Below are 26,495 nucleotides of genomic sequence, written 5' to 3' on the forward strand. Positions count from 1 at the left end.
CGATGCCAGCCTCTACTACAAGGGAATCAAAAACCTTACACTGGGCTTGTGGGGCGGTACCAACGTCGGCCAGGTTCACCTGGCCGAGGCGCGCGACCGATTCGGCGCCACCTTTCACTGGGTCGCAGGTTCGAACGACCTGGAGGTTGAGGTCGCCGGCGCTCGCGATTACGCGGCAGGCGCACCGGCGCCGGGAAAAACGGGAACCTCGTCCGCCGGCGGCTACCTGACGTTTGGGCACCGCTTATCGCCCCTGTGGCAGTTGGGAGCTCGTTACGATATCTGGAACCCGGATTCACACGAGGGCGAGAATGGCACGTTCGACACGACGGAGGACGGCATCACACTCGCCAGTTCCAACCACAAGCTGAAGGAGTACACCTTCGGCGTCAATTACAATCTGCCGCGCGAGCACGCGCGCATCATGCTTGATCTGATCCGTGACGACGCCGAACAGAACGCCGCTCCCTTCTTCGGAAAGAGCCGCACAATCCTGCTCTCCAACTTCCAGGTGACTTTCTAAGCGGGGAGTTTGGAAGGGCGGAGGAGACCTATGAGCACCGCTGGCCGGCCAATTCTGGTGATCGGCAGCGCAAATATGGACCTCAGCGTCTGTGCGGCCGCAATTCCCGGCCCAGGAGAGACGGTACTTGGCGCCAACTTTGCAGCCTCACCGGGCGGTAAAGGCGCCAATCAGGCTGCGGCGGCTGGCCGGTTAGGCGGCGATGTCCGATTTGCCGGGCGTGTCGGCAGCGACCCGTTTGGGGCTCAACTCCGAGTGAGCTTGGAGGAGTCGGGCGTCGATTGCCGGCTGCTCGACGTTGCGCGAGACGTGGCCACGGGCGTGGCCCTGATCACCGTGAGTAACTCCGGTGAAAACGCCATCACAGTGGCTGCCGGTGCGAATGGATGCATGGATGAGGCCGCCGTAGCGCTGCTGGCTGACGAGATACTCGACTGCGGCCTGCTGTTGATGCAGCTCGAGATTCCGCTGGCCGCCGTTCGGGCCGCCGCCGGGCTTCCGCGTAGAACCGGCAGTCGGTTCATCCTCAATCCTGCGCCCTACAACGCCGGGATCGAACTCGAGTGGTTGAGCGGCGTGAGCCTTATCACACCGAACGAGCATGAAGCTGCCGCGCTCCTTAAGTGCAAGCCGGCCGATATCCTGCGGGATCCCGGCGCTGCTGCAGCCGAGCTGCGCAGACTGGTAGCGGATGCTGCGATAATCACACTGGGGTCGCTGGGATACGCCATTGCCGGACCTAATGGCGTACACCTTGGTCCGGGCATGGTCACAAACGAGGTAGACACCACCGCAGCCGGCGACTGCTTCAATGGCGCACTGGCTGTGGCTCTGAGCGAAGGCGCTGAGCTTTACGAAGCCGCACACTGGGCGAACGAAGTGGCTGCAATCTCCGTGACGCGGCACGGCGCACAGGCCTCCCTGCCATGGCGGTCAGAGGCGCCTGTGCTTGTCCGAAGGGCTAATTGACACCGCGGCTCCCGGTTGGGTAACCTCAGCGTAAATCGGGCAGACCGGCCCAGGTTCGGTCCGCAGGAGATTCGTGACGCACGCGGCAAACACAACCCAGCAGATCGTGTACCTTACCACACACGATATCACGTGGATCAACACGACCGTAACGGGCAGGCCGAACCATTTTGACTGGGTGAAACTGGAGGCCGCGATGGCGGCGCAGTACCAGTATGGCGAGACCCGCGATATTGTCGACCAGGCTGCCGGACTGCTCAACGCCCTTCTGCTCCAGCCGCCATGGCGGGTCGGACGGCGGCGGACGGCGCTTATAGCCATCACGACGTTTCTAACCGCTAACGGCGTTCAATGGACCGCTACGCCGGAGATTCTCGCAAGCCGCGTTGCCGGAGTCGCGAGCCACCAATTGGGTGCGCGACAGGCTTTGTCCCAGATACTGGAAGGCGGCACCTTTGGCCCGCCGCCGGACGAGTCGTTGCGGCAGGTGATTGCGGACCAGTGTGCGGCGCTGGCAGATAGTCTGATCTCGCTGGCGGAGGGAGATTGACCGGAATCCCTGCGACCCGCGCACACGAACTACGAGTTGCCGTTACCGGAGCCGATGATGCCATCCTTCACCACATCGGCCTATGGCAGCGCATACCCGGTGTGCACGTCGCAGCATTCTGCGACGCCGACCGTGAGCGGTTGCTGCAAGCCGTAGATCTGGCGCCCGGCGCGGCCGCATTTACCTCTAACGAAAGCCTTCTTACTTCCGGACTGTTCTCGGCACTCGATATTTGCGCACCGACCGCCGAGTACACGGCGCTGGTGGAAACAGCCCTGGCGGCCGGTTTCGATGTGCTTTGCCGCGCGCCCGTGTCAGGCGACCAGGCAGCCGCGCGCGCTTTCGCGGCCGTGACGCTTCGGGAGGGTCAGGTCTTCCTTCCCGTGCCGTCGTTGCGGTTTCACCCTGCTATCGCGTTTCTACGCGACATGGTCGAGAACGATGATCTCGGCGGAGCGCTGCACATCCAGGTCAGCGTTTCCGCGGAACAAACGCCTGCAATCGGCGAGTCGCTGGATGCGGCAGCGATCGCAGGCATCGATCTCTTTGCGTGGCTGACAGGCCATATAGGGAGCGCCCGATCGGCAATTGGGGCCGCATCGGGATTCCCGGACGCGGCGGCGATTGCGATCACGTCATGTCACGGAGCAGTCGGATCGATCCTGGCCACGTGCGGTCGACCCATGGCCGGCACCTCGGTAGCCGTATCCGGAAGTGCGGGCGCTGCCGATGCTGTTGTGGGTACGGGTCTTGTGCGATTCCGTACCGCAGAGTCGCCGGTATGGCTGACGCATGACGCTGGGGTTGGCGACCCGGATGAGGCGGCGATCCGTCACTTCGCGGCTTGCATCCACAGCCATTCGCAGCCACTTTGCACCGCGCGAGATGCTGCCACCGCGGCCGCTGTCTGGGCCGCAGTTTGTGCGCGACCCGTTGCGAGTGGCGGCTGGACCACGCTGCCCGACGGGTACAATAGTGCTAGCTACCGTTGAGGTAGATACGCACCCGTGGTAACCCAGATTCCTGTTTTTGATCCGACCCCAATCCCGCATTCGAGCCGGCAGCATAGGGCGCGGTTGCCATTGGTTGACGCGTTCACAGCGGGACATGGACGAGAAGGAGCGATTTTGAGATGACGAAGCGCGTGTACATGTTTCACGAGGGAAATGCCCGGATGCGCGACCTGCTTGGCGGCAAGGGCGCAAACCTCGCTGAAATGAGCAATATTGGGCTTCCGGTACCGCCAGGCTTTACGATCACCACGGCAACTTGCAACGAGTACTACGCAAATGGCACACAGCTGCCGACCGGCCTGATGGAGGATGTTCGAACCGCGCTAGCCGCTGTTGAGCGCCAGATGGACCGCAACTTCGGCAGCGAGAACCGACCGCTGCTGGTCTCGGTACGATCCGGTGCAAGGTTCTCCATGCCGGGCATGATGGACACGGTGCTCAATCTCGGCCTCAATCGCACTACGCTAGCTGGATTGATTGAGGAAACACAGAATCCCCGCTTTGTTTGGGACGCGTACCGGCGGTTTATCATGATGTTCGCCAACGTGGCCTTTGACATCGACAAGAAGATGTTCGATGACACGCTGCGTGATTACAAAAAGACGCGAGGCGCAGACTCGGATTTGGACCTGACGGCCGCCGATCTGGAGCACATGGCCGGTGTGTTCCTGGAGATTGTTCAGAACCGTGCCGGGCGTCCATTTCCGTCCGATCCATATGAGCAACTGCAGTTGGCCATTGAGGCGGTATTTCGCTCGTGGAACACCGACCGTGCTATTGTCTACCGACGCAAGGAACAGATCCCGGATGACCTGGGCACAGCCGTCAACGTGCAGACCATGGTGTATGGGAACGCCGGCAGCGACTGTGGTACGGGCGTAGCGTTTACTCGGGATCCCGGTACGGGCGAGCGGCGGATGTTTGGCGAGTACCTGATGAACGCCCAGGGCGAGGACGTTGTGGCCGGCGTGCGGACACCGGTTCCGATCTCGGCCCTCGAGACTCAAAGCCCCGAGATTTACCGGCAGTTTGCCGACCTGTGCGACCGGCTTGAACAGCACTATCGTGACATGCAGGATATCGAATTCACGATCGAGCACTCCAAGCTGTTCATGCTGCAGTGTCGCGCCGGCAAGCGTGCAGGTCCTGCGGCGGTCAAGATTGCCGTCGATATGGTGCGTGAAGGCACCATTACCACCGATGAAGCCATCTGCCGGATCACCGGTGAACATCTCGATCAGTTGCTCCATCCACGGCTCGATCCCGCCGGCGTCGCCAATGCGACAGCGCTGGCAAAGGGAATCGCCGCATCACCCGGCGCCGCTGTAGGCATCGCGGTGTTCGATTCGCACACTGCCGCTGAGCGTGGGGTTCACGGCGGCGCGGGTGAGAAAGTCATTCTGGTTCGCGACGAGACCAATCCGGACGACGTGGAAGGCATGCTCGCTTCGCAGGGTGTCCTGACCGCCCGTGGCGGCAAAACCTCGCATGCCGCAGTTGTGGCGCGCGGCTTCGGCATCCCCTGCGTAGCCGGAGCCGAAACGATTCGCGTGGATGATCGCAACCGGCAGTTTCAGGTTGGGGGGGTAGTCGTTCGCGAGGGGGACCTGATATCACTGGATGGAAGCACCGGCGAGGTGTTTCCAGGCGCCCTGCCATTGCTCCCGGCTGAACTGGGAGCCGACTTCCGCGAGTTGATGACGTGGGCTGATCCGAAGCGACGATTGCGCGTACGCGCCAATGCCGACAACCCGTCCGATGCGCGGACTGCGGTTGAGATGGGCGCTGAAGGCATCGGACTGTGCCGAACCGAGCATATGTTCTTCCAGGAGGATCGCCTCCCAATCGTACAGGAGATGATTCTGGCCGGCAGCGAGCCGGACCGGGAGGCGGCCCTCGCACGACTGCTGCCGATGCAGCAACTCGATTTTGAGGGCATTTTTGAGGCGATGGATGGTAAACCTGTCACCATCCGTCTCATCGATCCACCCCTCCACGAGTTTCTGCCGAGCCACGACGAGCTGCTGGAACAGGCGACTACGATGCGGGTACGCGGCGAAACCGGTCCCGAGCGTGACCGGGTGGAACACCTGCTGTCGGCAGTCAACGGTATGCGCGAGGCGAACCCCATGCTCGGACTGCGCGGTGTGCGTCTTTCGATCGTGATGCCCGGTATCGTTGCCATGCAGACGAGGGCGATTATGCAAGCGGCGGTTGCGGTGAAGAAGCGCGGAGTGGACGTGCAGCCCGAGATTATGATCCCACTCGTGGGGCACGTCAGTGAACTGAAAACGGTTCAGGAGCAGCTGGAAAGGGTGGCGCGCACCGTCCTTGCCGAAGCCGGCTCTGATATTCCTTACACGTTCGGCACCATGATCGAAGTGCCCCGAGCCGCACTGACGGCTGGAGAGCTTGCGGAGCTTGCGCAGTTCTTCAGCTTCGGAACCAACGACCTGACTCAGATGACGTTCGGCTTTTCACGCGACGACGCGGGTAAGTTCCTGGCGCCGTATGTGGAGAGCAAGATTCTGCCGGCAGATCCGTTTGAGACGATTGATCAGGCGGGCGTGGGCCGCCTGATGCGCATCTGTATCGAAGATGCGCAAAAGGTTCGACCGGAGATAAAGCTGGGCATCTGTGGCGAGCATGGTGGTGACCCGGAGTCGGTAAAGTTCTGCCACAAGCTGGGCCTCAACTATGTGTCGTGCTCGCCATTCCGAGTGCCGATAGCCCGCCTGGCTGCCGCTCAAGCCGTGGTCGAGAACGCGGCTGAGCGCGACCGGTAGCACCGCGCCATTCGTTGACAGCCGGAGCGTCGCCGGGTATAGTGCCTGTACTCGCGCCTGTAGCTCAGTGGATAGAGTGCTTGCCTCCGGAGCAAGAAGCCGCAGGTTCGAATCCTGCCAGGCGCATTTGGGTTCCCAGCGATGCCTCCCGCGCCGCCAGCCTTAATTCCGGCGGTTTGAAAGCAGGCGAAGGATGAACCAGAACAGGTTGAGAGCATCCAGGTAGAGGCTCACTGCCCCGGCAACCGCGTCGTCCGGACCAAGCCGATGTTGGATCCGTGACGTGTCGTACAGCACGAATCCGCTGAATATCAGCACCCCGGCATAGGTGTAGAGTGAGCTGAGGAACGGCAGCCGAAAGAAAAAGAGCACCACCATAACGACCAAGAGTCCAAGCAGGCCAACCGTGAGGATACCGCCCAGGAAATTGAAGTCGGTCCGGGATACCAGCGCGTAGCCGGCAAGACCGCCGAAAACGACGGTGGTGAGAACGGCCGCCTGGAGGGGCACGCCTGGTGCATGGGCGCCAACCAGGACGAGTACCGGTCCGAGTATCGCGCCCTGAATCGCAGAATACAGGTAGAGGAACGCATAGTTCACGCCCTGGACGCGGCTGAGAAAGACCATCCCGATACCCACGCCAAGCCCAACGAACAGCAAAACCATGAAGTTGTTGAGGACGGCAATCGCCAGGTTGGCCTGACCGGCAACGTAAGCTCCGGCCGCCACCGAAACGAGGACGGACGAGAAGAATATCCCAAATACCTTCCGGACAAAGGCCGCCCGTACATCCACGGGTGCGTCGATTACGCGATATCCAACGGCAGCGGTTTGCATAGGTTCTGATTTCCATTCACCCTTGTGTGGGTGGGCAAACGGTTGATTTGACACGATTCTACCCCGAAGTTTGGCACGGCGTCGCGGTACGGGGCAGCGGTTGCCTTGCGGCTGACGCGGCGGTTCGGGTAAATTACCATACGTACGAACGGCCCTTGGATGCGCCGACTCCGCCAGCGCGTTGATCGCTTGTAGACTATGCCAGACACTGTTCCCTGTACCGACCCCACCCTGCCGCCTCCTGAGCTGATTCCCGCATGGGAGCGACACCCGGAGATCGTGAAGATTGGTGATCCGGTACTGCTGGCAAAGGCGGCGCCGGTAAAGCGCGCTGACGCCAGCCTCTCCAGGCTTCTCGCTGAGCTCCGCCGTCTGATGGTCAAGGCCGACGGCGTCGGTCTGGCTGCGCCGCAGATTGGTGTGTCGCTGCGCGCGCTGGTCTACGATTCCGGCGACGGCATCCGCGCGCTGGTCAACCCCCGGATTGCCAGTTACCGCGGCGAACAGCTTGAGCCGATGGAGGGCTGTCTCTCGATTCCGGGGCTCCGGGGTACGGTGAAACGGGCGATGGAGATACGTGTGAAGGCGTTGGATGACCACGGTCGGCCGATAACTGTGCGGGCCGAGGATTTCGAGGCGCGCGTGATCCAGCACGAAATGGATCATCTGGACGGGATCCTGTTCATCGAGCGCGCTGAACCCGGCACCCTGGTATGGCTAACCGGCGTTGGCGAAGACCACGAAGAGTCTCCGGAAGAGTAGCTTGGCTAATCGCCGCCTCCGCGTCCTGTTTATGGGTACCTCGGAGTTTGCACGGCCCACTTTGGAACGGGTGACGGCGGCCGGTCACGACATTGCCGCGGTTGTTTCGCAGCCGGATCGACCATCTGGCCGCGGGCGCCGGATGCAGCCCACACCGGTTTCCGAAGCGGCCCTTCGGCTTGGTTTGCCGCTATTGCGCCCGGAGAGGGTTCGGCGAAGGGCGTTCCTGAATGAGACTCAGGCGCTCGCTCCGGAGATTATCCTCGTTGCCGCCTTTGGCCAGATCCTGCCGCAAGCCCTACTCGATATCGCATCGATCGCGCCGGTAAACGTTCACGGCTCGCTGCTCCCGGCCCTGCGAGGGGCAGCACCGATCCAGCGGGCGCTTATGCAGGGTGCAGCGGAAACCGGCGTCACTACGATGTGGATGGATGCAGGAATTGATACCGGCGACGTGCTGATGGCGGAAAGAGCAGCGATTCTGCCGGACGATGACGCGGGTTCGCTGGGTGCGCGGCTGGCAGAACTCGGCGCTGCGCTTACGCTGAAGACTCTGGACCAGTTGGCTGCGGGGACGCAGGTGCGCCTGCCGCAGGATGGAAGAGGCGCCAGCTACGCACCGAAGATCGATGCCGCAGAGCAAGAGATAGGATGGGACCGGCCCGCCGGAGAGATCATCAACCGGGTGCGTGGTCTCTCACCCCTGCCCGGAGCGTGGTTCGCGTTCCGCGGAACGCGGGTTCGCGTCCAAAGGTGCTCGCATGGCGAAATCATGCGTTCAGCGAATGCCGGTGTATGCGTGGCCGTAAACAACCGCGACGGTTGGGCAGATATCGCAACCGCCGACGACGTCGTCCGTCTTTGGGAGGTACAGCCCTCCAGCAGAAGCGCCATGCCGGCAGCGGTGTGGGCGCGTGCTGCGGGATTGCGCGCCGATATGGCGTTATGAGCTGGATCGCAGGCCGTGACAGAAGGTTTGGGCCACGGACCAATCGCTGGTAAAGCGGGCCGGAGGAAGCGAGTCGAGAAACGCCTGGCCGTAGCGGCGGTTCAAGAGACGCGTGTCGAGAATGCAGACGATGCCGGTATCGGCCGCCGTCCGGATCAGGCGACCGAAGCCTTGTTTGAGCCGCAACTGCGCTTGCGGAACGCTAAAACCCGTAAAGCTGTCGATGCCGTCGGCTTCCATAGTCCGGGTGCGCGATACAGTAACCGGAGAATCCGGCACGGCAAACGGAATGCGGTCGATAATGACGCACGACAGCGCTTCACCGCGAATATCCACGCCTTCCCAAAAGGTCTGCACACCCAGCAGCAGCCCATTGCCCGACCGTGTAAACAGTTCAATGAGCTTTTGCGGCGGCAGGTCACCCTGTCGGAAGAGCGGCAGTGAACTGAGTTGTTGCAGGCGCGGGTAAGCGGCGTTGAGCGCGGCCCGCGACGTGAACAAGGCAAACGCCCTGCCCTGCGTTGCGTCGGCGATGCGTGCGATCTCACCAGCAACCGCACTACTGTAAGCCTCATCTGCACCACGTTTCGGCTCGGGCAGGTGCCGCGGTACGTAGAGCATCGCGTTATTGCGATAGTCGAACGGGCTGCCCACAACACACTCGGCCGTGCCATACGGCAAGCCCAATTGCCGTCGCGTGTAGTCGCAGGCTTCGCCGTTGGCCAGTGTGGCAGAGAGCATGACCGCGGCGCCGCCGGCGGCTGTCAGCGGTGACCACAACTGCGACTCCAGCACACCGCCAACACTGACAGGCGTGGCGCTGAGAGTCGTAACTGCGGTATCGCGGCGACGGCTGAAACCGGCGTCTACGCTTCCCCATCGGACTGTGTTCGTGTCCTCGTCCGAATACACGGCGGCAAGGGCGGCTGCGAAGGCTTGCAGCTGCGTACTAGCCCCTGCCAGTCTGTCTGCCAGCAGTTCGTTCTCGGGGATCTGTGTCTCCACACTCCTTGCAACGGCGGTAACTGCGGCTTGTACCTCTTCAACATCCCCCTGGCGAACGAGGCACCGCTCGCGCGCGTCGCTCATAAAGAACTCGCGCCGTTCCATCGAGCCGAAGCTGGCGAAGATCCGATTGGAGAGCCGCGCCAGTTCATCAAGCGCTGCGGTGTCAAGATCTATGCCGACAAATCGCTGCAGCCGTGCTGCGAGCGCAGGTATCTGGAGCGAATTCACCGACCGGGAAAAAGCGTCGGTAGCTGCCGCTTCCAGGTGGTGCGCTTCGTCGAAGACCACGTACCGGTACTCCGGCAGCAGCTTGGCGCCCTCGTCCTCGGCCCGCATCGCCAGATCTGTGAAGAACAGCGCGTGGTTCACCACCAGTATCTGACTCTCCGCCGCGCGACGCCGCATGTTAAAGTAATGGCACCGGCTGAACCAGTCGCAGCTCATTCCGCGGCACGTCTCGGAGTTGGCTGCTACGTCGTACCAGCCGTCTACCAGGAAATCGAGGGTAGCCCGATCACCGCTCCATGCCGGATCCTCTGCCCACGCCTGCAGCCGAGCGAAACCCGGGTCGCTGCTCATGAACAGAGATCGTCGCGCCGTGTCGTAGCCTTGATGGCAGAAGTAGTGGCCGCGCCCCTTCATCAGCGTGACCTTGATTTCCGCGCCCGCATTACCAAACAGCCGCTGAACCAGCGGTATATCGTGCTCCATCAGCTGCGTTTGCAGGTTGATGGTATAGGTGCTGATGACGGTTCTCTCGCCACCGATTGCCGATTGAAACGCGGGAATGAGATACGCCAGCGATTTGCCCGTTCCCGTTCCGGCTTCGCAGAGGCAGTGCTCGCCGCGGCGGAACGCGCGTTCGACAGCCTCGGCCACGTGCAGCTGCTCGGTACGGGTCTCGTATTCAGGCAGGAGCGCGGCCAACGGACCGCCCCGGTCGAAGATTTGAGACAGCGTGAGGCCGGCCGCGTCCCGCCTGCCTTCTGGGGAAGTCATCCGCCGTTGTGATTACGCGGCCGTGAACCGGCCGTCAGCGTGAGGACCCGGACTCGCTATGTGAAGTGCTCGCGCGCTGCGCAGGCTCCAACAACATCTCTTTGGTGTAGAGGAAGTCTTTCCGCGTGTAGTCGGCCAGTTCAAAATCCTTGCGCAGGGTGATGGCGCCGGTTGGACAAGCGTCCTGGCAGTAGCCACAGAAGATACAGCGGGCCATATTGATCTCGTACCGTGCCGCGTAACGCTCACCCGGTGAGTAGCGGCGCGCGTCGGTATTCTCTGCCGCCTCAACATAGATGCAGCGGGCCGGGCATGCGCCGGCGCAAAGGCTGCATCCGATACACTTTTCCAGCCCGTTGTCGTAGCGGGTCAGCACATGCCGCCAGCGCGTTCGGGGGAACTGCTCGCGCCGCTCTTCAGGATACTGAACCGTGCCGGAAGGGCGCGTGCGCAGAACCTGCTGCGCGTAGTGCTTCAGCGTGATTCCAAGACCGGTAGCGATCGCCTGCGCTCCGCCAACCGTCTCATCACCCATTCTCTGCGGAGCGGTCAGTTTGCGAACGAGGTCGCGGGAGAGGAATGAGGGCTTCATACCTCCTCACCACGGTTCCGTGCCATTAACGGCTTCAGTTCCAGGACTTTGCCACTGCCGCCGGCCTTGATCTTCTCCTGCAGTTTCATAATCCCATAGATCAGCGCATCCGGACTAGGCGGGCATCCGGGCACGTAAACATCAACCGGCACAATCTGATCAACACCCTGGATAATCGCGTAGTTGTTATAAACGCCGCCCGTTGAAGCACAAGCTCCCATGCTGATGACCCACTTGGGATTCGGCATCTGGTCGTAGATATGCCGTAGAACCGGTCCCATCTTGGTGGAGACCCTGCCCGCGACAATCATCACATCTGCCTGACGCGGAGTGGCGCGGAACACTTCGGCGCCGAAGCGGCTGAGATCGAACCTTGTAGCCACGCTGGCCATCATCTCAATGGCGCAGCAGGCGAGTCCGAATGTGAGCGGCCACAGGCTGTTTCGCCGTGCCCAGTTCACAAGCTCCTCAAGCCTTGCGAGTACGAACGGCTCGCCGCCCGGTCCGAATGCCGGCGTAGGTGAAGCCGAATCGTGCACCGTTATCTCGGTAAATGTATTAGCCATCTTCTCCCCGGTTCCGGCGCATTGCACGCGATCGTGCGCACGCCCTATTGTACCTCGGAGAACGTGCGGCGCTCATGCCGGCAGGTACAATGGCAGGCGCGCTGCCGATCACCCACCGACGACAGCACCACGAAAGGCGACTACACCTCATGTGCGGTATCGGGGGCTGGCTCGGCTACGTTGAAGACGCATCCAGCCGGGCTGCCGTATTGGCTCGGAAGATGGAACACCGCGGCCCCGATGGAACCGGGATAAAGCTTTGGCCTGCCGCCGCGCTTACCCATAACCGTCTGCAGATTATCGACCTCTCGCCCCTCGGCGCGCAGCCGATGTCAAACGAGGATGGTACCGTCTGGATCGCCTTGAACGGCGAGATATTCAACCACCATGCCCTCCGCTCCCGCCTGGAAGCGGCGGGCCACACGTTTCGGGGACGATGCGACTCGGAGGTGGTCCCGCACCTTTACGAAGAGTACGGCGCCGGGTTTGTGGACCACCTGACGGGCCAGTTCGCGGTAGCGATCTATGATGTCCGGCATGACCTCTTGCACCTTGCCAGAGATCGATTTGGCATCAAACCACTCTTTTATTCGGTAAAGCCGCACCTGCTTGCATTCGCGAGCGAGATCGGCGCTCTGCGTACGCTTCCCGGCATTGGCGCTTCGATCAACATGCAGGCTGCGGCCGACCTGGCCGCGATGTGCTACGTGCCTGCACCCGACACGTGGTATAGAGATATTGCAGCTTTACAGCCTGGATGCCATCTGACGGCCAGGTTGAATGGCGAGCGCGTGGAGTGCCGCGACCGGCGGTACCACACCTGGTGCGTGGCGCCGAATCCGGCCGCACGGCTGGGGGCGTCGGTAGATTGTGCCTCGAGCCTGATCACCGAGGCAGTAGCCAGCCAGATGGAGAGCGACGTGCCCCTCGGCGCGCTGCTGAGCGGCGGAATCGACTCGTCACTCGTGAGCGCCGCCGCCGCGCGCGCGCTGCGCGGCGATCTGCACACGTACAATGTCCAGTTTCCAGATCGCGACTATGACGAGACCTGGGCAGCCGTCGCCGCGGCGGAATCCATCGGCTCTCACCACGAGACTTTGGAAATGACGGCGCTTGACACCTCGTGGGAATCGATCACGAGCATGCTGATCCATGCCGGCCAGCCCTTTGCCGATACCTCGCTGTTCGGTGTGAACGCCGTCTCGCGCCTGATGAGGTCTCGCGTTACGGTGGCTTTGTCCGGTGACGGCGGGGATGAAGCTTTTGGGGGCTACGACGCCTTCTGGCAGGTTTCCCAGGCGGCGCGCATTCAGGCGATGCCGCGGATCGTTCGCCGGGCTGTTGCGGTAGGCGCCGGCGCAGCCGGCAGCGTCGGCGCCATTCCGGCCACATGGCCGGTGCGACTGCGCGAGATGGATGGCCTCGGTGCGGCCGGGCTGCTTGCCAATGCCTGCTGCTGGATGCGCCCTGCTGAGGCAAAGACCTGGCTGGCATTTGACGGGGCCGAGCCCGTTACGCGGCTCTTTGAACCTCAGTGGCGCATCGAACTGCCCGCCGGCTGCAGCAAAACAGAGGAGCTATCTGCGCGCCTCACCGAAGTGTTCGGCCGGTTGGTGCTGCCGAGTGACTTTCTGTTCAAGGTCGATTGCGCTTCGATGCGCGAAAGCCTGGAGGTGCGGGTGCCGATGCTGGATGAGCGCCTATTTGAATATGGTCTCACGATGCCGCACGCACTGAAGGTGCGCAAAGCCGAGGCAAAGCGCGTTCTGCGGGGCGTTGCGCAGCGCTGGCTCCCGCCGGCCGTGGCGCGCAAGCCGAAACGCGGGTTCAGCGTACCGATGGACCGCTGGACGACCGATGCCTTCAAAGCACAGTTACGGGAGGAGCTGCTCTCGCCAAATTCGCCGATCGCGGCGCTGTATCGGCCGGAAAAGTACCGGCCGGTGGTTGAGGCGTTCTGCGCCGGCCGCAGCCTGCCCGGAATCTCGCGCCGCGGTCTATTCCAGCGCACATTCATGCTGCTTTCCGCACACCTCTTCGGCGGTACGACGCCACCCACCCCATAAGGTATACTCGGACACCGCCGGACGGTCAATCGCGCCGCTTACGTGCCGCGGCGATTCGCCGAATTGAGTGCGGCCCGACTTGCGCCACCCCGGCCGGTGCCTGCGAGGTCCTATTACTGCGCCCATGATGATCATTCGATGAGTCCCGTTCTTGTGACCGGCACGGCCGGGTTCATTGGGTACCACCTAACTCGCGCGTTGCTGCAGGATGGCGAAACCGTAGTCGGCTTGGACAGCGTCAACGACTACTATTCCGTTCAGCTGAAGCGGGATCGGCTCGCCAATCTCCGTGGCATCGGCGATTTGCACATGGTGGAAGCCAACCTGGCTGACCGGGCAGCGGTGCAGCAGCTGTTCGACCGTTATCGACCGCGGGTCGTGGTGAACCTGGCTGCACAGGCCGGCGTCCGTCACTCGCTCACAAATCCACACGTGTACGTTGAGAGTAACGTAACCGGGTTTATGAACATTCTGGAGAGTTGCCGCTACACCCATGTGGAGCACCTGGTGTACGCATCGTCCAGCTCCGTATATGGCGCCAACCAGCAGATTCCGTTCTCGGTGCTGGGACCGGTGGATCACCCGATCAGCATCTACGCAGCCACCAAACGGGCCAATGAACTGATGGCCCACACGTACAGCCACCTGTACGGGCTGCCAACCAGCGGCCTCCGTTTCTTTTCTGTATACGGGCCGTGGGGAAGGCCGGACATGGCTTTATTCATGTTCACCAGGTCGATCCTTGCGGGAGAACCTATCGAGGTATTCAACAATGGTGAATTACGGCGCGACTTCACGTACATCGATGACATTGTGAGCGGTATCCGCGGTGTAATGGCGCACATTCCGGTCGCCACCGACGACCCGAATTCGCTAACTCGCCCGGATCAGGGTACAGCCCCGTACCGCGTCTACAATATCGGCAATAACACGCCCGTGCAGCTTATGGATTTCATCCGCGTGCTCGAAGAAACGCTCGGACGCGATGCCGAGAAAGTCTTTCTCCCGATGCAGGTTGGTGACGTCCAGGAGACTTTTGCCGACATCGATTCTCTCACCGACGCAACCGGATTCGTTCCAACCACCACCATCGAAACCGGCATTCCACGCTTCGTTTCGTGGTATCGCGACTACTACGAGGTCTAGGCGGCAGAGATCGGATGATGGCGGTTCTCTGCTCACGCAGCCGACCGACATGCCCGGGCATTGGTTGCGCCAAACTACTGAGACATCATGGCCGAGGAGCAATTGGGGGGATGGCTGGATGAAGCGCGCGTTTGACGTTGTGCTCTCTGCATTCGGTATCGCGCTTGTTTCGCCCATTTTGCTGATAGCGGCCATTGCTGTCCGGCGGTCGTCACCCGGTCCCATCTTCTTTCGACAGGATCGTGTTGGTCTTCGTGGCGAGTTGTTCAAGGTCTACAAGTTTCGTTCCATGACGGTAAACGACGCTGCCGGCCCTGCCGCATACGCCGGTGAGGCTCGCGTTACGGCGGCCGGGCGTATAATACGCCGCACGAAAATCGACGAGCTGCCCCAGCTCTTCAACGTGTTCCGAGGCGAAATGAGCCTCGTGGGCCCGCGTCCACAGATCCCACACTATGTTGCGATGTATACGGCGGAGCAGCGGCAGGTATTGACGGTAAAACCCGGTGTGACGGGGCCCTCGCAGATCGCCTTCCGTGACGAGGAGGCCATTCTGGCACGCGCAGCCGACCCTGAACAACTCTACATCAGCCAGGTCATGCCGGCAAAACTGGCGTTGGACCTGGGTTATGTGCGGCACCACACGCTATTCGGCGATCTGGGCCTGATTTTGCGGACTTTTACCGCCATCCTCCTCCCGATGGTACCGGGATTTCGGCGCAAGGCGCAGACGGATTGACGACGTACCAGCCGCCGCCACGTGGTTTCCGTACATTCAGGATCCTCTGGCTGACGCAGTCGGTCTCTGTATTTGGCAGCGCGCTCACGTATTTCGCCATTAACATCTGGCTGGCGCAATCGATGTATCCGCTGCCGGCACAGAAGCGGTTGCTAGCGTGGTCCATCAGCGCCGTCAGCCTGGCGTTTGTGCTTCCCACGTTTATTGCACCGCTGGCCGGCGCGTGGGCAGACCGGCATGACCGCAAGCGGATCATGATTGTGATGGACCTCCTCAGCACGTGCTTGAGCAGTACCCTGGCATGGCTGCTCCTTGAGCACAGGTTGGCGATCGCTCCGCTGCTGATTCTCACCGTGCTGTTCGCACTCGCGGCGCAGTTTCACGGCGCTGCCTTTGATACGTGCTACTCGATGCTGGTCACTCGGGAACAGCTTCCTCGCGCAAATGGGATGATGCAGACGATGTGGTATCTATCGAGCATGGCATCGCCGGCCGTTGCAGCTCTCATCATTTCGGCGCCGGCGCTCCTGCGTCACACATCGTCGCCGTCGCTGATACCGCATTGGTTAAGAGCCATGCCAAACGGGATGCCTCTGGTCGTATGCGTGGACGCCGTTACGTTTCTCATGGCGGCCCTGACGATGACGATGCTCCATGTACCTTCGCCGGAACGGCACGACCTGATGCATGCCGACGGCATCACGCGCAAGTCGATCTGGGACGACGTCCGTGACGGTGCGCGATTTGTGTTGCAGCGCAAGCCTCTGGTCTGGCTGCTCTCCACATTTGCGGTAGTAAACTTTGCGGCCGCGCCGGCGATGGTATTGGTTCCGCTGCTCGTGAAATACCAGTACGCAGCGGATTGGGCGCGGCGCCACTATACATTCGCAGCAGCCTTAGGCCTTTTAGCTACTATAGCCAGCGTCGGTGGATTCGCGGGCGGACTCGTCGTGAGCTTATGGGGTGGTTTGAGGCGCCGCCGAGTCGCGGGGATCCTCCTCCCACTGACAGCGAACTGCGCGCTCATCGTGGTTTATGCCACCACACACTCCTACCCGACCGCGGTGGTCCTTACCTTCTGCATCATGGCGACCGGACCAATCGCCAATGCGCACAGTCAGGCGATCTGGCAAGGCGAGACGCCGCCCCCCATGCAGGGGCGCGTATTCTCGGTGCGGCGGCTCATCGCCCAGTTCACGGCGCCGCTCTCTACTTCGGTGGCCGGCTGGGCTGCCGGCCTTTACGGCGCGTCACCGGTTGTGGCCGGAATGGGCCTCTTCGGAGCGGTATGCTGTGCCGTGCAGTGGCTTAATCCCGTCATTTGGCAGGCCGGCACGGGATCGGAGGGCGGCGCGGCCCTGACCACGGGGCACGCCGTTGAGTAGCTCGGTAGTGCTGGTATCCGGCGGCATGGATAGCTGCGTCACGGCTGCTATCGCCAAAACAGAATCGGATGCTGTGGCGATGCTTCACGTCAGTTACGGACAGCGCACTGCAAGGCGCGAACTGAAGGCGTTTCGGGACATTGCCTCCCACTACGCAATCCCAGATTCGCATCGGTTGGAGTGCAGTCTGGAGCATCTGACACAAATCGGCGGGAGTAGTCTCACCGACCACAATATTCCGGTTGCACCGGCCGACCTGGAGAGCACCGCCATACCAGCCTCGTACGTACCATTCCGGAACGCCCATCTCTTGAGCATCGCCGTTTCGTGGGCCGAGGTGCTTGGCGCCACACGTGTGTACATCGGCGCCGTTTTCGAGGATAGCAGCGGATATCCCGATTGCCGGCCCGCCTATTTCGACGCGTTTAACCGGGTGATTGAAGCAGGTACTGCCGCCGGAAGGATCCGCGTGGTAACGCCGATTATTCACCTCTCCAAACAGCAGATCGTTGAACTGGGCGTCCGACTGGGGGCGCCACTGGCGCTGAGTTGGAGTTGTTACCAGCGAGAGGACGCTGCGTGCGGTGAATGCGACAGCTGTGCTTTGCGCTTGAGGGGTTTCGCGCGAGCCGGCCTTGAGGATCCGTTGCCCTATGCGGTACGCGCCGATTGGGCCGACTAACCGCGACCCGGCCGTTCCACTGGGCGGAAGGCCACCGGTTTAGCTGGGCGGGATACCGGCGCCATCGCCGATTCGCTCGTCATCATCACCGGAGCGGCCACCGGGGGCAACCCGAACATTTGCGCGGATTGCGCTTCTGCGAACATCGGTTGCGATATGCTGCTCGGCGCGGTCTTCATCGGAAACAAACTCCGGAATAAGTTTCTTCAGACAGTCCAGGATCGGCTGACGTCCGCCCATTAGTACTGCGGCTTCAAACTCCTGAAGCGGCGCGTCCATGTTGTCCGGAATGAAGTCGGTGGCGTTACGCACAATGCGGATCTTCTCATGGCCCGTACTCTCGTAGCGCTCTCCTTCAATCCACAGGTCTTCCCGAAGTTTCTCGCCGGGCCGGACACCGGTACATACGATGGGAATCTGGACGCGCGGTTCGAATCCGGAGAGCCGGATCAGGTCTTCGGCGAGATCGACGATTCGGATTGGCTCGCCCATATCCAGCATCATCACTTCAGCGCCGTTGCCCAAAACGGCGGCCTGAAGCACCAACTGCACGGCCTCGGGAATCGTCATAAAGAATCGCGTCATATCCTCGTGGCTGATGGTAACCGGGCCACCGGCCGCGATCTGTCGCTTGAAGATAGGCACCACGCTGCCGCGGCTGCCGAGCACATTGCCAAAACGAACGGCCACGTAGTGCTTGCCGGTCCGTCGCGCGGTGTTGAGCACCAGCATCTCTGCCGCCCGCTTGGAAGCCCCCATAATGCTGCTGGGCTTAACCGCCTTGTCGCTGGAGATCATCACCAGGTGCCCGACATCGTTTTCCTCTGCGGCGCGCAACAGGTTGCGAGTACCGAAAACGTTGTTGGTGATCGCCTCGGAAGGGTTGTTCTCCATCAGCGGCACATGCTTGTGGGCTGCTGCGTGGAAAACGACATCCGGTCGGAATTCGGCCATCACCTGGGCAATTCGGCGCTCCATTCGAATGTCGGCGATCACCGCCACGATCTCCGGCCGATCATCGCGCTGCGGATACATCGCGGCCGCCATCTTCACGAGCTCATTCTGCGCTTCAAACACGGAGTTCTCGCCGTGGCCAAGCATAACGAGGCAGCGGGGCCCTGCCTGCAGTATCTGGCGACACAACTCGCTGCCAATGGAGCCGCCTCCGCCCGTGATCATCACGCACTTACCCGAAAGAAACTGACGAACGGCCTCAGTATCGGTCACGATAGGGTCCCGGCGCAGCAGGTCTTCAATATCCACCGGCCGAAGCTTGCTGAGTGTGACTTTCCCTCCGAGGATTTCGTACATGCCCGGCAGCGTTCGAACCGGCACGCCGGCCTCCTCGCAGATCGTCACAAAGCGCCGTACCGCCGCACCGGAAGCTTTTGGCATCGCCACAATTACTTCAGCAGCGCTCTTGTCAATGATGCATTGCCGGAACGCATCCGCGCCACCAAGTACGGGCAGGTTCTCGATCTCCAGCCGTTGCTTCCGGGGATCATCGTCAATGAACCCTACGGGCCGCATGCCGAGCTGCGGATTCCGGCGCATTTCAGTCGCCACCAGCTGTCCGGCCGATCCTGCGCCGACGATGAGTACGTTATGGCCACCCTCCACCTGTGGCTGCCTGAGGATCGTGTCGGCAAGGCGCGTGCTGAGCCGCAGGCCAATCATCACGAGAGATGCAAACAGGCAGTCGATGAATGGAACGCTTCGCGGTACGTGCGTCCGTTCCGGAGTGAGCAGACTGTATGCGCCGTAGATGACGTAGATGGCGACCATGGAGACGGCGCCGGCCTGCGCCGCCTGTACCAGCGCGAGCACGCTGGCCTTCGGCCAGAACTTGTTGTACATCCGATAGACGCGCTGAACAACGAGGCGGATAACCAGCCCAACCACCGTGTAGATCGCCAGTGCGGACCACAACCCGTTAAATGACTTGTGGCCTTCCAGCCGAATACCGAGAGCAATCGCCGGCGAAAGGAGGAGGACCACAATGTCCATCGCAAAGAAGTGTCGATTGTGCAGCCCGGCAATCCGGCTCCACAAGCGCGACGGAGCGCCATCGGTGTGTTTGGTATCGTTCTTCATTGCTTCGTTTTCCGGGAGATGCGGTCACGTGTGCGACGCAACCCAAACTCCATGCGCTACGGCATGGCAACCTATGTCTCGCTGGGCAATACAGAGGTTGCACTCGGCCGCCATCAGGGGCGCAAGCATGCGATCGACCACGCCCATCCCGAGTTGGCGCTATGTACCGGCAGAGATGAACAAAAACTCGCCCATGCGTTAGACGCGGTGCAAGTTGCATTGTTCAGCCAACCCGATGTTTCGGACCAAACTTCTGTCCATTATACCCGGCTGGACGCCGGAATTGATACCAAAACCTAGTTCGGCAGCAAACATAAGGGGCATTTTTACCCCGTCGCGACGCCAATGCCGGTGTTGACGCCGTCCTGGCAAGTCAGGACGCGCGGCGGCTTGCCAACTCAGCCTGCTCCAGTTGTTCGAGCCAGGCTGCAACCAGGTGATCCCAGGCGAGGTGCTCCCGTATGTACTCGCGGCCTCGCGAACCCATCTCGACAGCCAACTCCGGATCCTCGAAAAGACGCTTGATTGCTGTGGCGAGCTCACGGGGATCGGCAACGCCGGCCACGAGGCCGGCTCTGCTGTCCGCGATTAGCCGCGCTCCCTCACCACGCCCGGAATAGACTACCGGCTTGCCGCACGCCATGATGGGGAAGGTCTTGGCCGGACGGATCTCCTCGGCCATTGCAATATCGGCGACCGTGGAGAGTCCGGCGAACGCCAGGGAGTACAGGCGAGGTATCACCTCCTGAACCACCGGGGCGCGGAAGTGAACGTTGGTGAGCTGCATATCGCGGGCTCGCGCAACCAGCGTCTCTTTCTCGGATCCCGAGCCGAAAAAGACGAACTGTATCGGGGTGTCCGCCAGCATCGCGGCGGCGTCAAGCGCCACGCCGAGGCCATGCGCGAATCCGTGCGTGCCGGTATACAGAAGAATCGGGCCTTGCGGAAGATCATACTCTCGGCGTACCTCTTCATCGGGTGGCGCCGGCGCGTACAGGTCCAGATCCACCCCATTCGGCAGGAAGAGCACCTTACCCGCCGGTACGCCCTTCTCGGCAACGAGCCGTTCGGATATGCCGGTGGTAAGCGAGGTGATCCGCGCCGCCGATCGATAGCTCCACCGCTCCAGCCGCTGGGCCAGCCGCAATGCGCGTCCCGGTTTCATCAGGCCAAGCGCAACGATCGTGTCGGGCCACATATCGGCGACGATCAGGAGTACCGGCATCCGCTTCAGGCGGGCCACAAGGACGGCCGGAAGCATGATGAACGGCGGCGGTGACTCCACCAGAAGGTAATCGGCTCGCCGGCTGAACAGGAGTGGGAGAAAGCAGGTAACGGTAAATGACAGGTAGTTAAGAAGGCGCCGTATTCCAGCCCCGGCGCTGGCATACAACCAAACGCGTGACACAGCGATCCCATCGATCTGCTCCTTCATAACAATGCGTCGACGGTATGGCGGGAATATGATGCCGGTTGGATGGTTCGGCATGCCGGTAAGAACCCGCACAGGGTGACCGGCTTCCGCCAGGAAGCGCACGAATGCCCGCAGCCGGACCGCGACGGCGCTCACCTCGGGCGGGTAGTACGGGCTAAGTAGAATGAATCGCGCCGGCGATGAAGGCTTCACGCCTGTGCGCCCGCGGTCATACCCGCATATACGGCCATCATCTTGTCAACGCTGGCCGGCCACGAATAGGCATCGCACACCCATCTCCGTCCGGCGGCGCCCATCGCAGCGCGACGCTCCGGATCCGCAGCTAACCCCGCGATTGCCGCCGCCGCTGCGTCCACGTCCTCAGCTGCACAAACTACGCCCGTTTCACCGTCGCGAACCACCTCGGGCAGGCCACCGACGTTGGATACAACCACCGGCAAGCCGCAGGCCGAGGCTTCCAGCACGGCCACGCCAAAGCTCTCAGAGCGACTGAGGGCAACGTAGATATCCAGTTGGTGCATTCTCGTGACGACCTCGTCGTGTGGTACCTGGCCGTCGAATTGCGTCACCGGCGCTACGTTCTGCTGAAGCGCGAGCGCCTCCAGCGTAGCCCGGTCCGGGCCACCACCCACAATTCGCAGACGCAGCCTATCGGCAGCTTGCTTCGACGAAATCTGCACGGCTTTTGCGAAAGCCTCTATGAGTAGATCGACGCCATATACCGGCTTGAGCGTTTTGATGGTGCCGACCGTGATCTCGTCGCCACAGGTCGCTGGGCCTGTGCGAGGCACAAACCGCCGGGTATCAATGCCGAACGGCGTAATGTGCAGCGGCGGCGCTTGCGGCCACAAGGCGCGCACTCGATCTGCCATGGCCTGACTTGTGGAGCAGATTTGATCCGCCGCGGCCAGATTCTGCAACAAGGTGCGGCGGTTGCGATCCGATTGATCTGGAAAGATGTAGACGTCGCTGCCCCAAACCGATAGGAGAGCTGGGTGGAAGCCGCAGCGGCGGCCGAGCGTGCCATAGCCGCTTGCGTAGTGCGTGTGGAGTAGATCGGGTCGAATCCGACGCAGCAACTGCTTTAGCGACACGCTGTTCAGGTAGTAGCCCGCCGGGGCCGGTATTGGCAGGCGATGCGGCGTGACGCCCGGCGCCAGTGGCTCAGTGCCGGGGTGCATGGTAATGAGGTGAACCTCACAGCCACGCTCCGCCAGTCCATTTGCCCACCGTGACCCGTGGCCGCCAGCCCAGGCCGCAAGCAATGCAACACGCATAACCGGCTAGCCGCTCGCGGCGCTAGCCTGGCCGGCTTCCATGTCGATCGGCGACCGCGCCAGGACCGTGAGACAGACGCCACCGAGTGTCCGCTGCAGTAGAAATGGCGATATCGCATGCAGCAGCTGCCGCAGGGGATACATGAGCTTGAGCATCTTCGTTGCCCTGCCGCTTGGCGCCCGAAAAGCCGGGTCGATGTTGTAGGCCACAACCCGCAGGCCCGACAGCGTCACCAGATTGATTGCAGACGGGATATCGAGAATGACGAGGTGGCCCGGGTAGTCGAGCTTTTTGGCTGACTGGTTGCGGAGAGAGTTGAGCCACGTGTTGTCAAGCGGGATATGCAGGGCGACCCAGCGCGCCTTATTCGCCACCTGCCGCATGAAATCTGCCGGCGCTGGCACGTGCTCGATCACGTCGAGGAGGATAGCAAGGTCAAAAGTCGCCTCTTTAGTGGCGCAAAAGTCGCCCTGGATGAATCGCGTGCTGTCATCCCCCTGAATCTCGTTTACGTGCGGGTGCAGGTCATAACCTACCGCCTGGGCCTGCGGGAACCCAAGGTCGCGAAGCATATCGCGCAGCAGAAAGGTCGTCTGTCCGGTATCGCAGCCGATGTCCGCTGCCCGGTTGAACCGGAAGTTGTACTTGCCGCACAGCGGACCAATAAGCTTCCTCAACTCCGCAATTTTGAATGCTGCATCACGAGCGCCTTTCGATTCCGTGTAGAACTTGCCTGTTGTGTACATTGGGTCAACGATGGACCCAGTACCGACCTCACTCATCTGCAACCTCCTTGAGTACTCGCGCTGGAATGCCGCCTGCAATGGCGTTGGCCGGAAGGTCACCGGTCACAACGGCGCCGCCAGCCACCAAAGTGCCTGGTCCGATCGTGCGGCCGGCCGTCACGACCACGTGCGCGGCCAGCCACACGCCGCGACCGATCTCCAGTGGTCCGGGCCGATGCTTGCCGAATCGGTATGATCCGTCGGAGCGCGTGTGCTCGGCAGACACCAGAACGCAGTACGGGCCGATCAGCACTTCATCGCCGAGGCTGATCGGCTCCTCGGCCGCTATCCAGGTTCCCTGCGCGATATAGACGTCGTTTCCAACGGACAGTTGGCCGGCGTTAAGCACCGTTACATTACGGCCAATCTGCAGGTTGCGGCCCGCTGAGCGCAGAAATGGCCGCATCAGCGCGCCTCGCAGCTGCAGGCACGGCCGGCTATCCGGGAGCCAATTGACGGCCAACATCACGAAGTGCAGCGGCCACTCCCGCCACAGCGCGTTAAGAAGCCGCCGCATCGCTACTCCTCCGCCTGCTGCGGTCCGAGAGCCCTTGCCCGCGGCGGCAGTTGCCGCGCTCACACATCGCCACGAAACGTCTGCAGCAACCGATTGAGATGCTCCATCATGACGTCTACCTGCCGCTCTTGCGTATTCTGCCGCGCAAGCGCCAGGCCGCCGGCAATCATGGCTCGCCGGCGCACCGGGTCCTCAACGACGCGGTTCATGGCGTGCGTGATCGCCTCAATGTCTCGGGCCGGCGCCAGTTCGGTGATCTCACCCACGAGCGCCGGTATTGAACCAACCTCGGTTGAGACAACAGGGACTGAGTGCGCCATCGCCTCCCAGATCGTTCGGGGAAACGACTCGTCCCACGACGGCAGCAGGTAGATGTCTGCGGTTCTGTAATACGCGAACAGGTCGGGTCCAGCCGCTCGGTATCCGTGGAATGTTACCTTGTCGCGTATCCCAAGGCGATGCATCGCCTCATCCATCTCGGCCAGAATGGGCGTGCCTTCAGCCGGCCAGCCCACGATATCCAGGTGGGCGTCATGCCCGCCGGCAACGAACTGAGCAAACACCTCTAATGCGTCCAAAGTCCCTTTCGCACGTTCAAGGCGGCCGGTAAGCAGCACGTGAAGTGGCGCGCTAAGGCAGGTATCCGGCCGTTCCACGAAGTCGCCTTCCGAGAGCGTGGTGGTCCGTATTTCAATCACGCGGTCCGGCCCGCCCGTGAGCCCGTGGCGGAGCTGTGGGCTGTTGATAAACGTCAGGTGCCGACTGGCGCGCCGGGTTTGCTGCGCGGCGCTGTAGCTGGCCCACATATGTAGTAACAACCGGCGTACCGGTCCGCGGCGCGACCTGCGTGCCGCCGTGTAGAGGTTGCCGACCAGCAGCAGAGCCGTGGGCCGCTTGCCGCGAACGTCGCAAAGCGCCGGCAGCAGCGGGCATGGGCCGCGAACCACCAGAACGTCGGGCTCCATCAGCTCCTTACGAATCCGCGAGATCCAGCGGCTCGGCGTGAAGGTGCCGCGGAGGGCGGTTGGCGCCGGTCCGGCGTTTACAAACCGGATATTCGACGCCTGCAAACGGTAGTCTAGCGCGAGATTGCCTCGCGCACCGGTATGCATAAAGCACACGAGTCGGGTATTGGCTGCCGCGACCGCATCCAGAAATCGGCCAAAAAAGCCGGGTACCCATACGCCGCCGTCCCGCTCCTCGGCAAGGATGTGATAGTAGATCCCGAGCTCCATATCTGCGTTAGAGCCTCTCCCGGTCGTTGCCGTGCGGAATGGTGCTGCGCAGCACAGTCAACCTCGCCAGCGCCCACTTTGGAGGTTCTGCGAGAGTGCCTGTGAGCAGCTTTCGGAACGGCATCCGCCCCACCCTTGTAAATATAGCTATACTAACTATAGCTGCCAGCGAATAGGCCGCTGTACTGGCCCATGCGGCGCCGAGGATGCCATAACGTGGAATCAGTGTGAAGTCGAGCGCGGCAGTGGCGACGAGCCCACACGCCACAGCAACGGTGTTGCAGCCGGGACGCCCCAGACCGGAAAAGGTGCTGCCCATCACATTGAGGACCGCTACGGACCACATCCCGGGCAAGAGCCACAGGCCCGGCGCTATCGCGCCTTGATAGGCTTTGCCGTACAGCACCATCACGATGAACGGCATTCCGATGCCAAGCACCACCGCTGCGCCAGCCACGAGATAGAGCGTGGCGCCCAGCGCGAGCGGCGCCGATTCGACGCCGCGCGCTTGACCTGAAGAGGCCACCCGCGGCATCTGTACCACCGAGACCGCTGCCGGAATGAGCAGCAGCACCTGCGCTGCGGAAACCCCGGCGGAGTATACCCCCACGGCCGCCCCGCCCATTATGGCGTTGACGATCATTGTGTCGAGGCGGTAGTTCATATGCTGCACGAAGACCGTCGTTGCGCCTTTGGCGCCGTACGCCAGGTATGTCTTGCGCCAATCCGGTGGAAGTGGCGCCCTGCCCGCCGGATGCTTCCATAACACAAACTGCATCGCCACCGCGACCGCCACAATCGTAGCAAACAGCTGGATGAGCACGAGTTGAAGCGCGGTCGGATGCAGGCGCAAGAGGATTACCACCAGTATCCCGGCCAACAGCACGGCTGACGCAAGGACGCTGATGAGGTTACGCATCGAAAACGCCTGCAGGCCGACGAGCACACCATACGCCACGCGATAGATGAGAAATGCCACCGATAGCGTGCACGAAGCAACGACAACCTCCGGGCCGAGGTCGCGGATCACAATGGAATGGGCGAAGCGCTGAACGGCCAGGTAGACGAGTAGAATCGCCGCAATGCTCACCGGCACCCACCGAACACACACAGATCGGGCCTCGGACATTGAGTTCCGGTCACCGTGCTGCCGGGCAATGTTATACGCTACGGCGTCGGATAGCCCAAAGTCGGCCGCCGACGCGATGAGCACTGCCACGAAAACGGCAACCACCATGACGCCGCGCTGCTGGGGGCCAAGAATTCTGGCAGCGAGAATCGCTGTTGCGGCCTGCGTGCCGTAGACCGCTATTTGCGTGTTGAGTACGCCAAGTGCTTTCCGGGCTGCGGCTGGCATCGGCTAGCGATCGGCCCGTCGATCGGCACCGGACACGCCGAAAAGCTCGCTCGCATCCGCGGCTATGGTCGACGCGACAGATTCTCGACGCTGGTTGTTCTGGCCTTGGATGTGATTACGTCTCGGTATCGACAGACGACGGATGCAGAGGCACGCGCTTGGAGAGGTTCCAACGGCCGCGACAAAGCGCGCCGACTGCCCGACACCGCCCGCATTGCTAAC

Annotated in this window: 24 protein-coding genes and 1 tRNA gene; 14 read left to right on the forward strand and 11 right to left on the reverse strand. The window is 61.9% G+C overall.

Annotation, left to right across the window (positions count from 1 at the left end):
- The 6 genes from KGJ62_11250 to KGJ62_11275 form a co-directional block, all read left to right on the forward strand.
- Positions 1–523: hypothetical protein (locus tag KGJ62_11250; GenBank protein ID MDE2127157.1), on the forward strand; the 523-nt coding region annotated here is incomplete at its 5' end.
- Positions 524–553: 30 nt separating this feature from the next.
- Positions 554–1,492 carry a ribokinase gene (locus KGJ62_11255; GenBank protein ID MDE2127158.1) on the forward strand — a complete coding sequence of 313 codons (939 nt, stop codon included), beginning with the start codon at positions 554–556 and terminating at the stop codon, positions 1,490–1,492.
- A 73-nt stretch (positions 1,493–1,565) separates the two neighbouring features.
- Entirely contained in the window at positions 1,566–2,042 is a 477-nt protein-coding gene (locus KGJ62_11260; GenBank protein MDE2127159.1) for a hypothetical protein, read from the forward strand.
- A complete protein-coding gene (locus tag KGJ62_11265) occupies positions 2,039–3,034 on the forward strand; it encodes a Gfo/Idh/MocA family oxidoreductase (GenBank protein ID MDE2127160.1) in 996 nt (331 codons plus the stop codon). Before KGJ62_11260 ends, KGJ62_11265 begins: the two co-directional genes overlap by 4 nt.
- 140 nt (positions 3,035–3,174) lie before the next feature.
- On the forward strand, positions 3,175–5,841 hold the full coding sequence (gene ppdK / locus KGJ62_11270; protein MDE2127161.1) for a pyruvate, phosphate dikinase: 2,667 nt from the start codon (positions 3,175–3,177) through the stop codon (positions 5,839–5,841).
- 53 nt (positions 5,842–5,894) lie between these two features.
- Positions 5,895–5,967, forward strand: a tRNA-Arg gene (locus KGJ62_11275).
- 36 nt (positions 5,968–6,003) lie between these two features.
- Here the strand turns inward: KGJ62_11275 and KGJ62_11280 are convergent.
- A complete protein-coding gene (locus tag KGJ62_11280) occupies positions 6,004–6,678 on the reverse strand; it encodes a Bax inhibitor-1 family protein (GenBank protein MDE2127162.1) in 675 nt (224 codons plus the stop codon).
- A 198-nt stretch (positions 6,679–6,876) separates the two neighbouring features.
- Here KGJ62_11280 and def point away from each other — a divergent pair, with 198 nt between their 5' ends.
- Positions 6,877–7,440 (forward strand): peptide deformylase, encoded by a 564-nt coding sequence (gene def / locus KGJ62_11285; protein ID MDE2127163.1) that lies wholly within the window; start codon positions 6,877–6,879, stop codon positions 7,438–7,440.
- 1 nt (position 7,441) lies between these two features.
- Positions 7,442–8,389, forward strand: a complete 948-nt coding sequence (fmt, locus tag KGJ62_11290; GenBank protein MDE2127164.1) for a methionyl-tRNA formyltransferase — start codon at positions 7,442–7,444, stop codon at positions 8,387–8,389.
- On the opposite strand, the gene KGJ62_11295 is transcribed toward fmt, so the two are convergent.
- From KGJ62_11295 to KGJ62_11305, 3 genes are read right to left on the reverse strand one after another with little or no spacing between them, the layout of a single operon-like run.
- Positions 8,384–10,396, reverse strand: a complete 2,013-nt coding sequence (locus KGJ62_11295) for an ATP-dependent DNA helicase (protein ID MDE2127165.1) — start codon at positions 10,394–10,396, stop codon at positions 8,384–8,386. The two genes, fmt and KGJ62_11295, sit on opposite strands and share 6 nt — an antisense overlap.
- Positions 10,397–10,430: 34 nt before the next feature.
- Entirely contained in the window at positions 10,431–10,931 is a 501-nt protein-coding gene (nuoI, locus tag KGJ62_11300; protein MDE2127166.1) for an NADH-quinone oxidoreductase subunit NuoI, read from the reverse strand.
- A gap of 53 nt (positions 10,932–10,984) precedes the next feature.
- The gene (locus tag KGJ62_11305) at positions 10,985–11,554 is read right to left on the reverse strand and encodes an NADH-quinone oxidoreductase subunit B (protein ID MDE2127167.1); all 570 of its coding nucleotides are present in this window, start codon (positions 11,552–11,554) and stop codon (positions 10,985–10,987) included.
- 74 nt (positions 11,555–11,628) lie between these two features.
- On the opposite strand from KGJ62_11305, the gene asnB reads away from it, so the two are divergent.
- From asnB to queC, 5 genes are all read left to right on the forward strand, one after another.
- Complete coding sequence (asnB, locus tag KGJ62_11310; protein MDE2127168.1) at positions 11,629–13,620, forward strand: asparagine synthase (glutamine-hydrolyzing); 1,992 nt, start codon at positions 11,629–11,631, stop codon at positions 13,618–13,620.
- Between the two features lie 138 nt (positions 13,621–13,758).
- Complete coding sequence (locus KGJ62_11315; GenBank protein ID MDE2127169.1) at positions 13,759–14,766, forward strand: NAD-dependent epimerase/dehydratase family protein; 1,008 nt, start codon at positions 13,759–13,761, stop codon at positions 14,764–14,766.
- Between the two features lie 118 nt (positions 14,767–14,884).
- Positions 14,885–15,505 (forward strand): sugar transferase, encoded by a 621-nt coding sequence (locus tag KGJ62_11320; protein MDE2127170.1) that lies wholly within the window; start codon positions 14,885–14,887, stop codon positions 15,503–15,505.
- A complete protein-coding gene (locus KGJ62_11325) occupies positions 15,502–16,890 on the forward strand; it encodes an MFS transporter (GenBank protein ID MDE2127171.1) in 1,389 nt (462 codons plus the stop codon). Before KGJ62_11320 ends, KGJ62_11325 begins: the two co-directional genes overlap by 4 nt.
- 25 nt (positions 16,891–16,915) lie before the next feature.
- Positions 16,916–17,572 carry a 7-cyano-7-deazaguanine synthase QueC gene (gene queC, locus KGJ62_11330; protein ID MDE2127172.1) on the forward strand — a complete coding sequence of 219 codons (657 nt, stop codon included), beginning with the start codon at positions 16,916–16,918 and terminating at the stop codon, positions 17,570–17,572.
- 39 nt (positions 17,573–17,611) lie between these two features.
- Here the strand turns inward: queC and KGJ62_11335 are convergent, their stop codons facing one another.
- Positions 17,612–19,579: a polysaccharide biosynthesis protein gene (locus KGJ62_11335; GenBank protein MDE2127173.1), complete on the reverse strand. Its 1,968-nt coding sequence runs from the start codon at positions 19,577–19,579 to the stop codon at positions 17,612–17,614.
- Between the two features lie 117 nt (positions 19,580–19,696).
- Here KGJ62_11335 and KGJ62_11340 point away from each other — a divergent pair, with 117 nt between their 5' ends.
- Positions 19,697–19,966 carry a hypothetical protein gene (locus KGJ62_11340; protein ID MDE2127174.1) on the forward strand — a complete coding sequence of 90 codons (270 nt, stop codon included), beginning with the start codon at positions 19,697–19,699 and terminating at the stop codon, positions 19,964–19,966.
- Between the two features lie 73 nt (positions 19,967–20,039).
- Here the strand turns inward: KGJ62_11340 and KGJ62_11345 are convergent, their stop codons facing one another.
- From KGJ62_11345 to KGJ62_11370, 6 genes are read right to left on the reverse strand one after another with little or no spacing between them, the layout of a single operon-like run.
- Positions 20,040–21,293 (reverse strand): glycosyltransferase family 4 protein, encoded by a 1,254-nt coding sequence (locus KGJ62_11345; GenBank protein MDE2127175.1) that lies wholly within the window; start codon positions 21,291–21,293, stop codon positions 20,040–20,042.
- Positions 21,290–22,378, reverse strand: a complete 1,089-nt coding sequence (locus KGJ62_11350) for a glycosyltransferase (protein MDE2127176.1) — start codon at positions 22,376–22,378, stop codon at positions 21,290–21,292. The genes KGJ62_11345 and KGJ62_11350 overlap by 4 nt, the downstream gene beginning before the upstream one ends.
- 6 nt (positions 22,379–22,384) lie before the next feature.
- Complete coding sequence (locus KGJ62_11355; GenBank protein ID MDE2127177.1) at positions 22,385–23,161, reverse strand: methyltransferase domain-containing protein; 777 nt, start codon at positions 23,159–23,161, stop codon at positions 22,385–22,387.
- Positions 23,154–23,681: an acyltransferase gene (locus KGJ62_11360; GenBank protein MDE2127178.1), complete on the reverse strand. Its 528-nt coding sequence runs from the start codon at positions 23,679–23,681 to the stop codon at positions 23,154–23,156. The genes KGJ62_11355 and KGJ62_11360 overlap by 8 nt, the downstream gene beginning before the upstream one ends.
- 59 nt (positions 23,682–23,740) lie before the next feature.
- Complete coding sequence (locus KGJ62_11365) at positions 23,741–24,916, reverse strand: glycosyltransferase family 4 protein (protein ID MDE2127179.1); 1,176 nt, start codon at positions 24,914–24,916, stop codon at positions 23,741–23,743.
- A gap of 7 nt (positions 24,917–24,923) precedes the next feature.
- Positions 24,924–26,273, reverse strand: coding sequence for a polysaccharide biosynthesis C-terminal domain-containing protein (locus KGJ62_11370; GenBank protein ID MDE2127180.1), 1,350 nt, complete (start codon positions 26,271–26,273; stop codon positions 24,924–24,926).
- Positions 26,274–26,495: the final 222 nt, after the last annotated feature.

This window comes from Armatimonadota bacterium (genome assembly GCA_028871815.1).
Lineage (GTDB): Bacteria > Armatimonadota > Chthonomonadetes > Chthonomonadales > Chthonomonadaceae > REEB205.

Excerpts from the sequence above, each read along its gene's own strand:
- KGJ62_11355 (MDE2127177.1), bottom strand. The coding sequence starts at position 23,161 with ATGAGTGAGGTCGGTACTGGGTCCATCGTTGACCCAATGTACACAACA.
- KGJ62_11350 (MDE2127176.1), bottom strand. The coding sequence starts at position 22,378 with ATGCGTGTTGCATTGCTTGCGGCCTGGGCTGGCGGCCACGGGTCACGG.
- KGJ62_11295 (MDE2127165.1), bottom strand. The coding sequence starts at position 10,396 with ATGACTTCCCCAGAAGGCAGGCGGGACGCGGCCGGCCTCACGCTGTCT.
- KGJ62_11360 (MDE2127178.1), bottom strand. The coding sequence starts at position 23,681 with ATGCGGCGGCTTCTTAACGCGCTGTGGCGGGAGTGGCCGCTGCACTTC.
- asnB (MDE2127168.1), top strand. The coding sequence starts at position 11,629 with ATGCCGGCAGGTACAATGGCAGGCGCGCTGCCGATCACCCACCGACGA.
- queC (MDE2127172.1), top strand. The coding sequence starts at position 16,916 with ATGGATAGCTGCGTCACGGCTGCTATCGCCAAAACAGAATCGGATGCT.
- KGJ62_11255 (MDE2127158.1), top strand. The coding sequence starts at position 554 with ATGAGCACCGCTGGCCGGCCAATTCTGGTGATCGGCAGCGCAAATATG.
- KGJ62_11315 (MDE2127169.1), top strand. The coding sequence starts at position 13,759 with ATGAGTCCCGTTCTTGTGACCGGCACGGCCGGGTTCATTGGGTACCAC.
- ppdK (MDE2127161.1), top strand. The coding sequence starts at position 3,175 with ATGACGAAGCGCGTGTACATGTTTCACGAGGGAAATGCCCGGATGCGC.
- KGJ62_11365 (MDE2127179.1), bottom strand. The coding sequence starts at position 24,916 with ATGGAGCTCGGGATCTACTATCACATCCTTGCCGAGGAGCGGGACGGC.
- def (MDE2127163.1), top strand. The coding sequence starts at position 6,877 with ATGCCAGACACTGTTCCCTGTACCGACCCCACCCTGCCGCCTCCTGAG.
- nuoI (MDE2127166.1), bottom strand. The coding sequence starts at position 10,931 with ATGGGTGATGAGACGGTTGGCGGAGCGCAGGCGATCGCTACCGGTCTT.
- KGJ62_11320 (MDE2127170.1), top strand. The coding sequence starts at position 14,885 with ATGAAGCGCGCGTTTGACGTTGTGCTCTCTGCATTCGGTATCGCGCTT.
- KGJ62_11335 (MDE2127173.1), bottom strand. The coding sequence starts at position 19,579 with ATGGACATTGTGGTCCTCCTCCTTTCGCCGGCGATTGCTCTCGGTATT.
- KGJ62_11305 (MDE2127167.1), bottom strand. The coding sequence starts at position 11,554 with ATGGCTAATACATTTACCGAGATAACGGTGCACGATTCGGCTTCACCT.
- KGJ62_11280 (MDE2127162.1), bottom strand. The coding sequence starts at position 6,678 with ATGCAAACCGCTGCCGTTGGATATCGCGTAATCGACGCACCCGTGGAT.
- KGJ62_11370 (MDE2127180.1), bottom strand. The coding sequence starts at position 26,273 with ATGCCAGCCGCAGCCCGGAAAGCACTTGGCGTACTCAACACGCAAATA.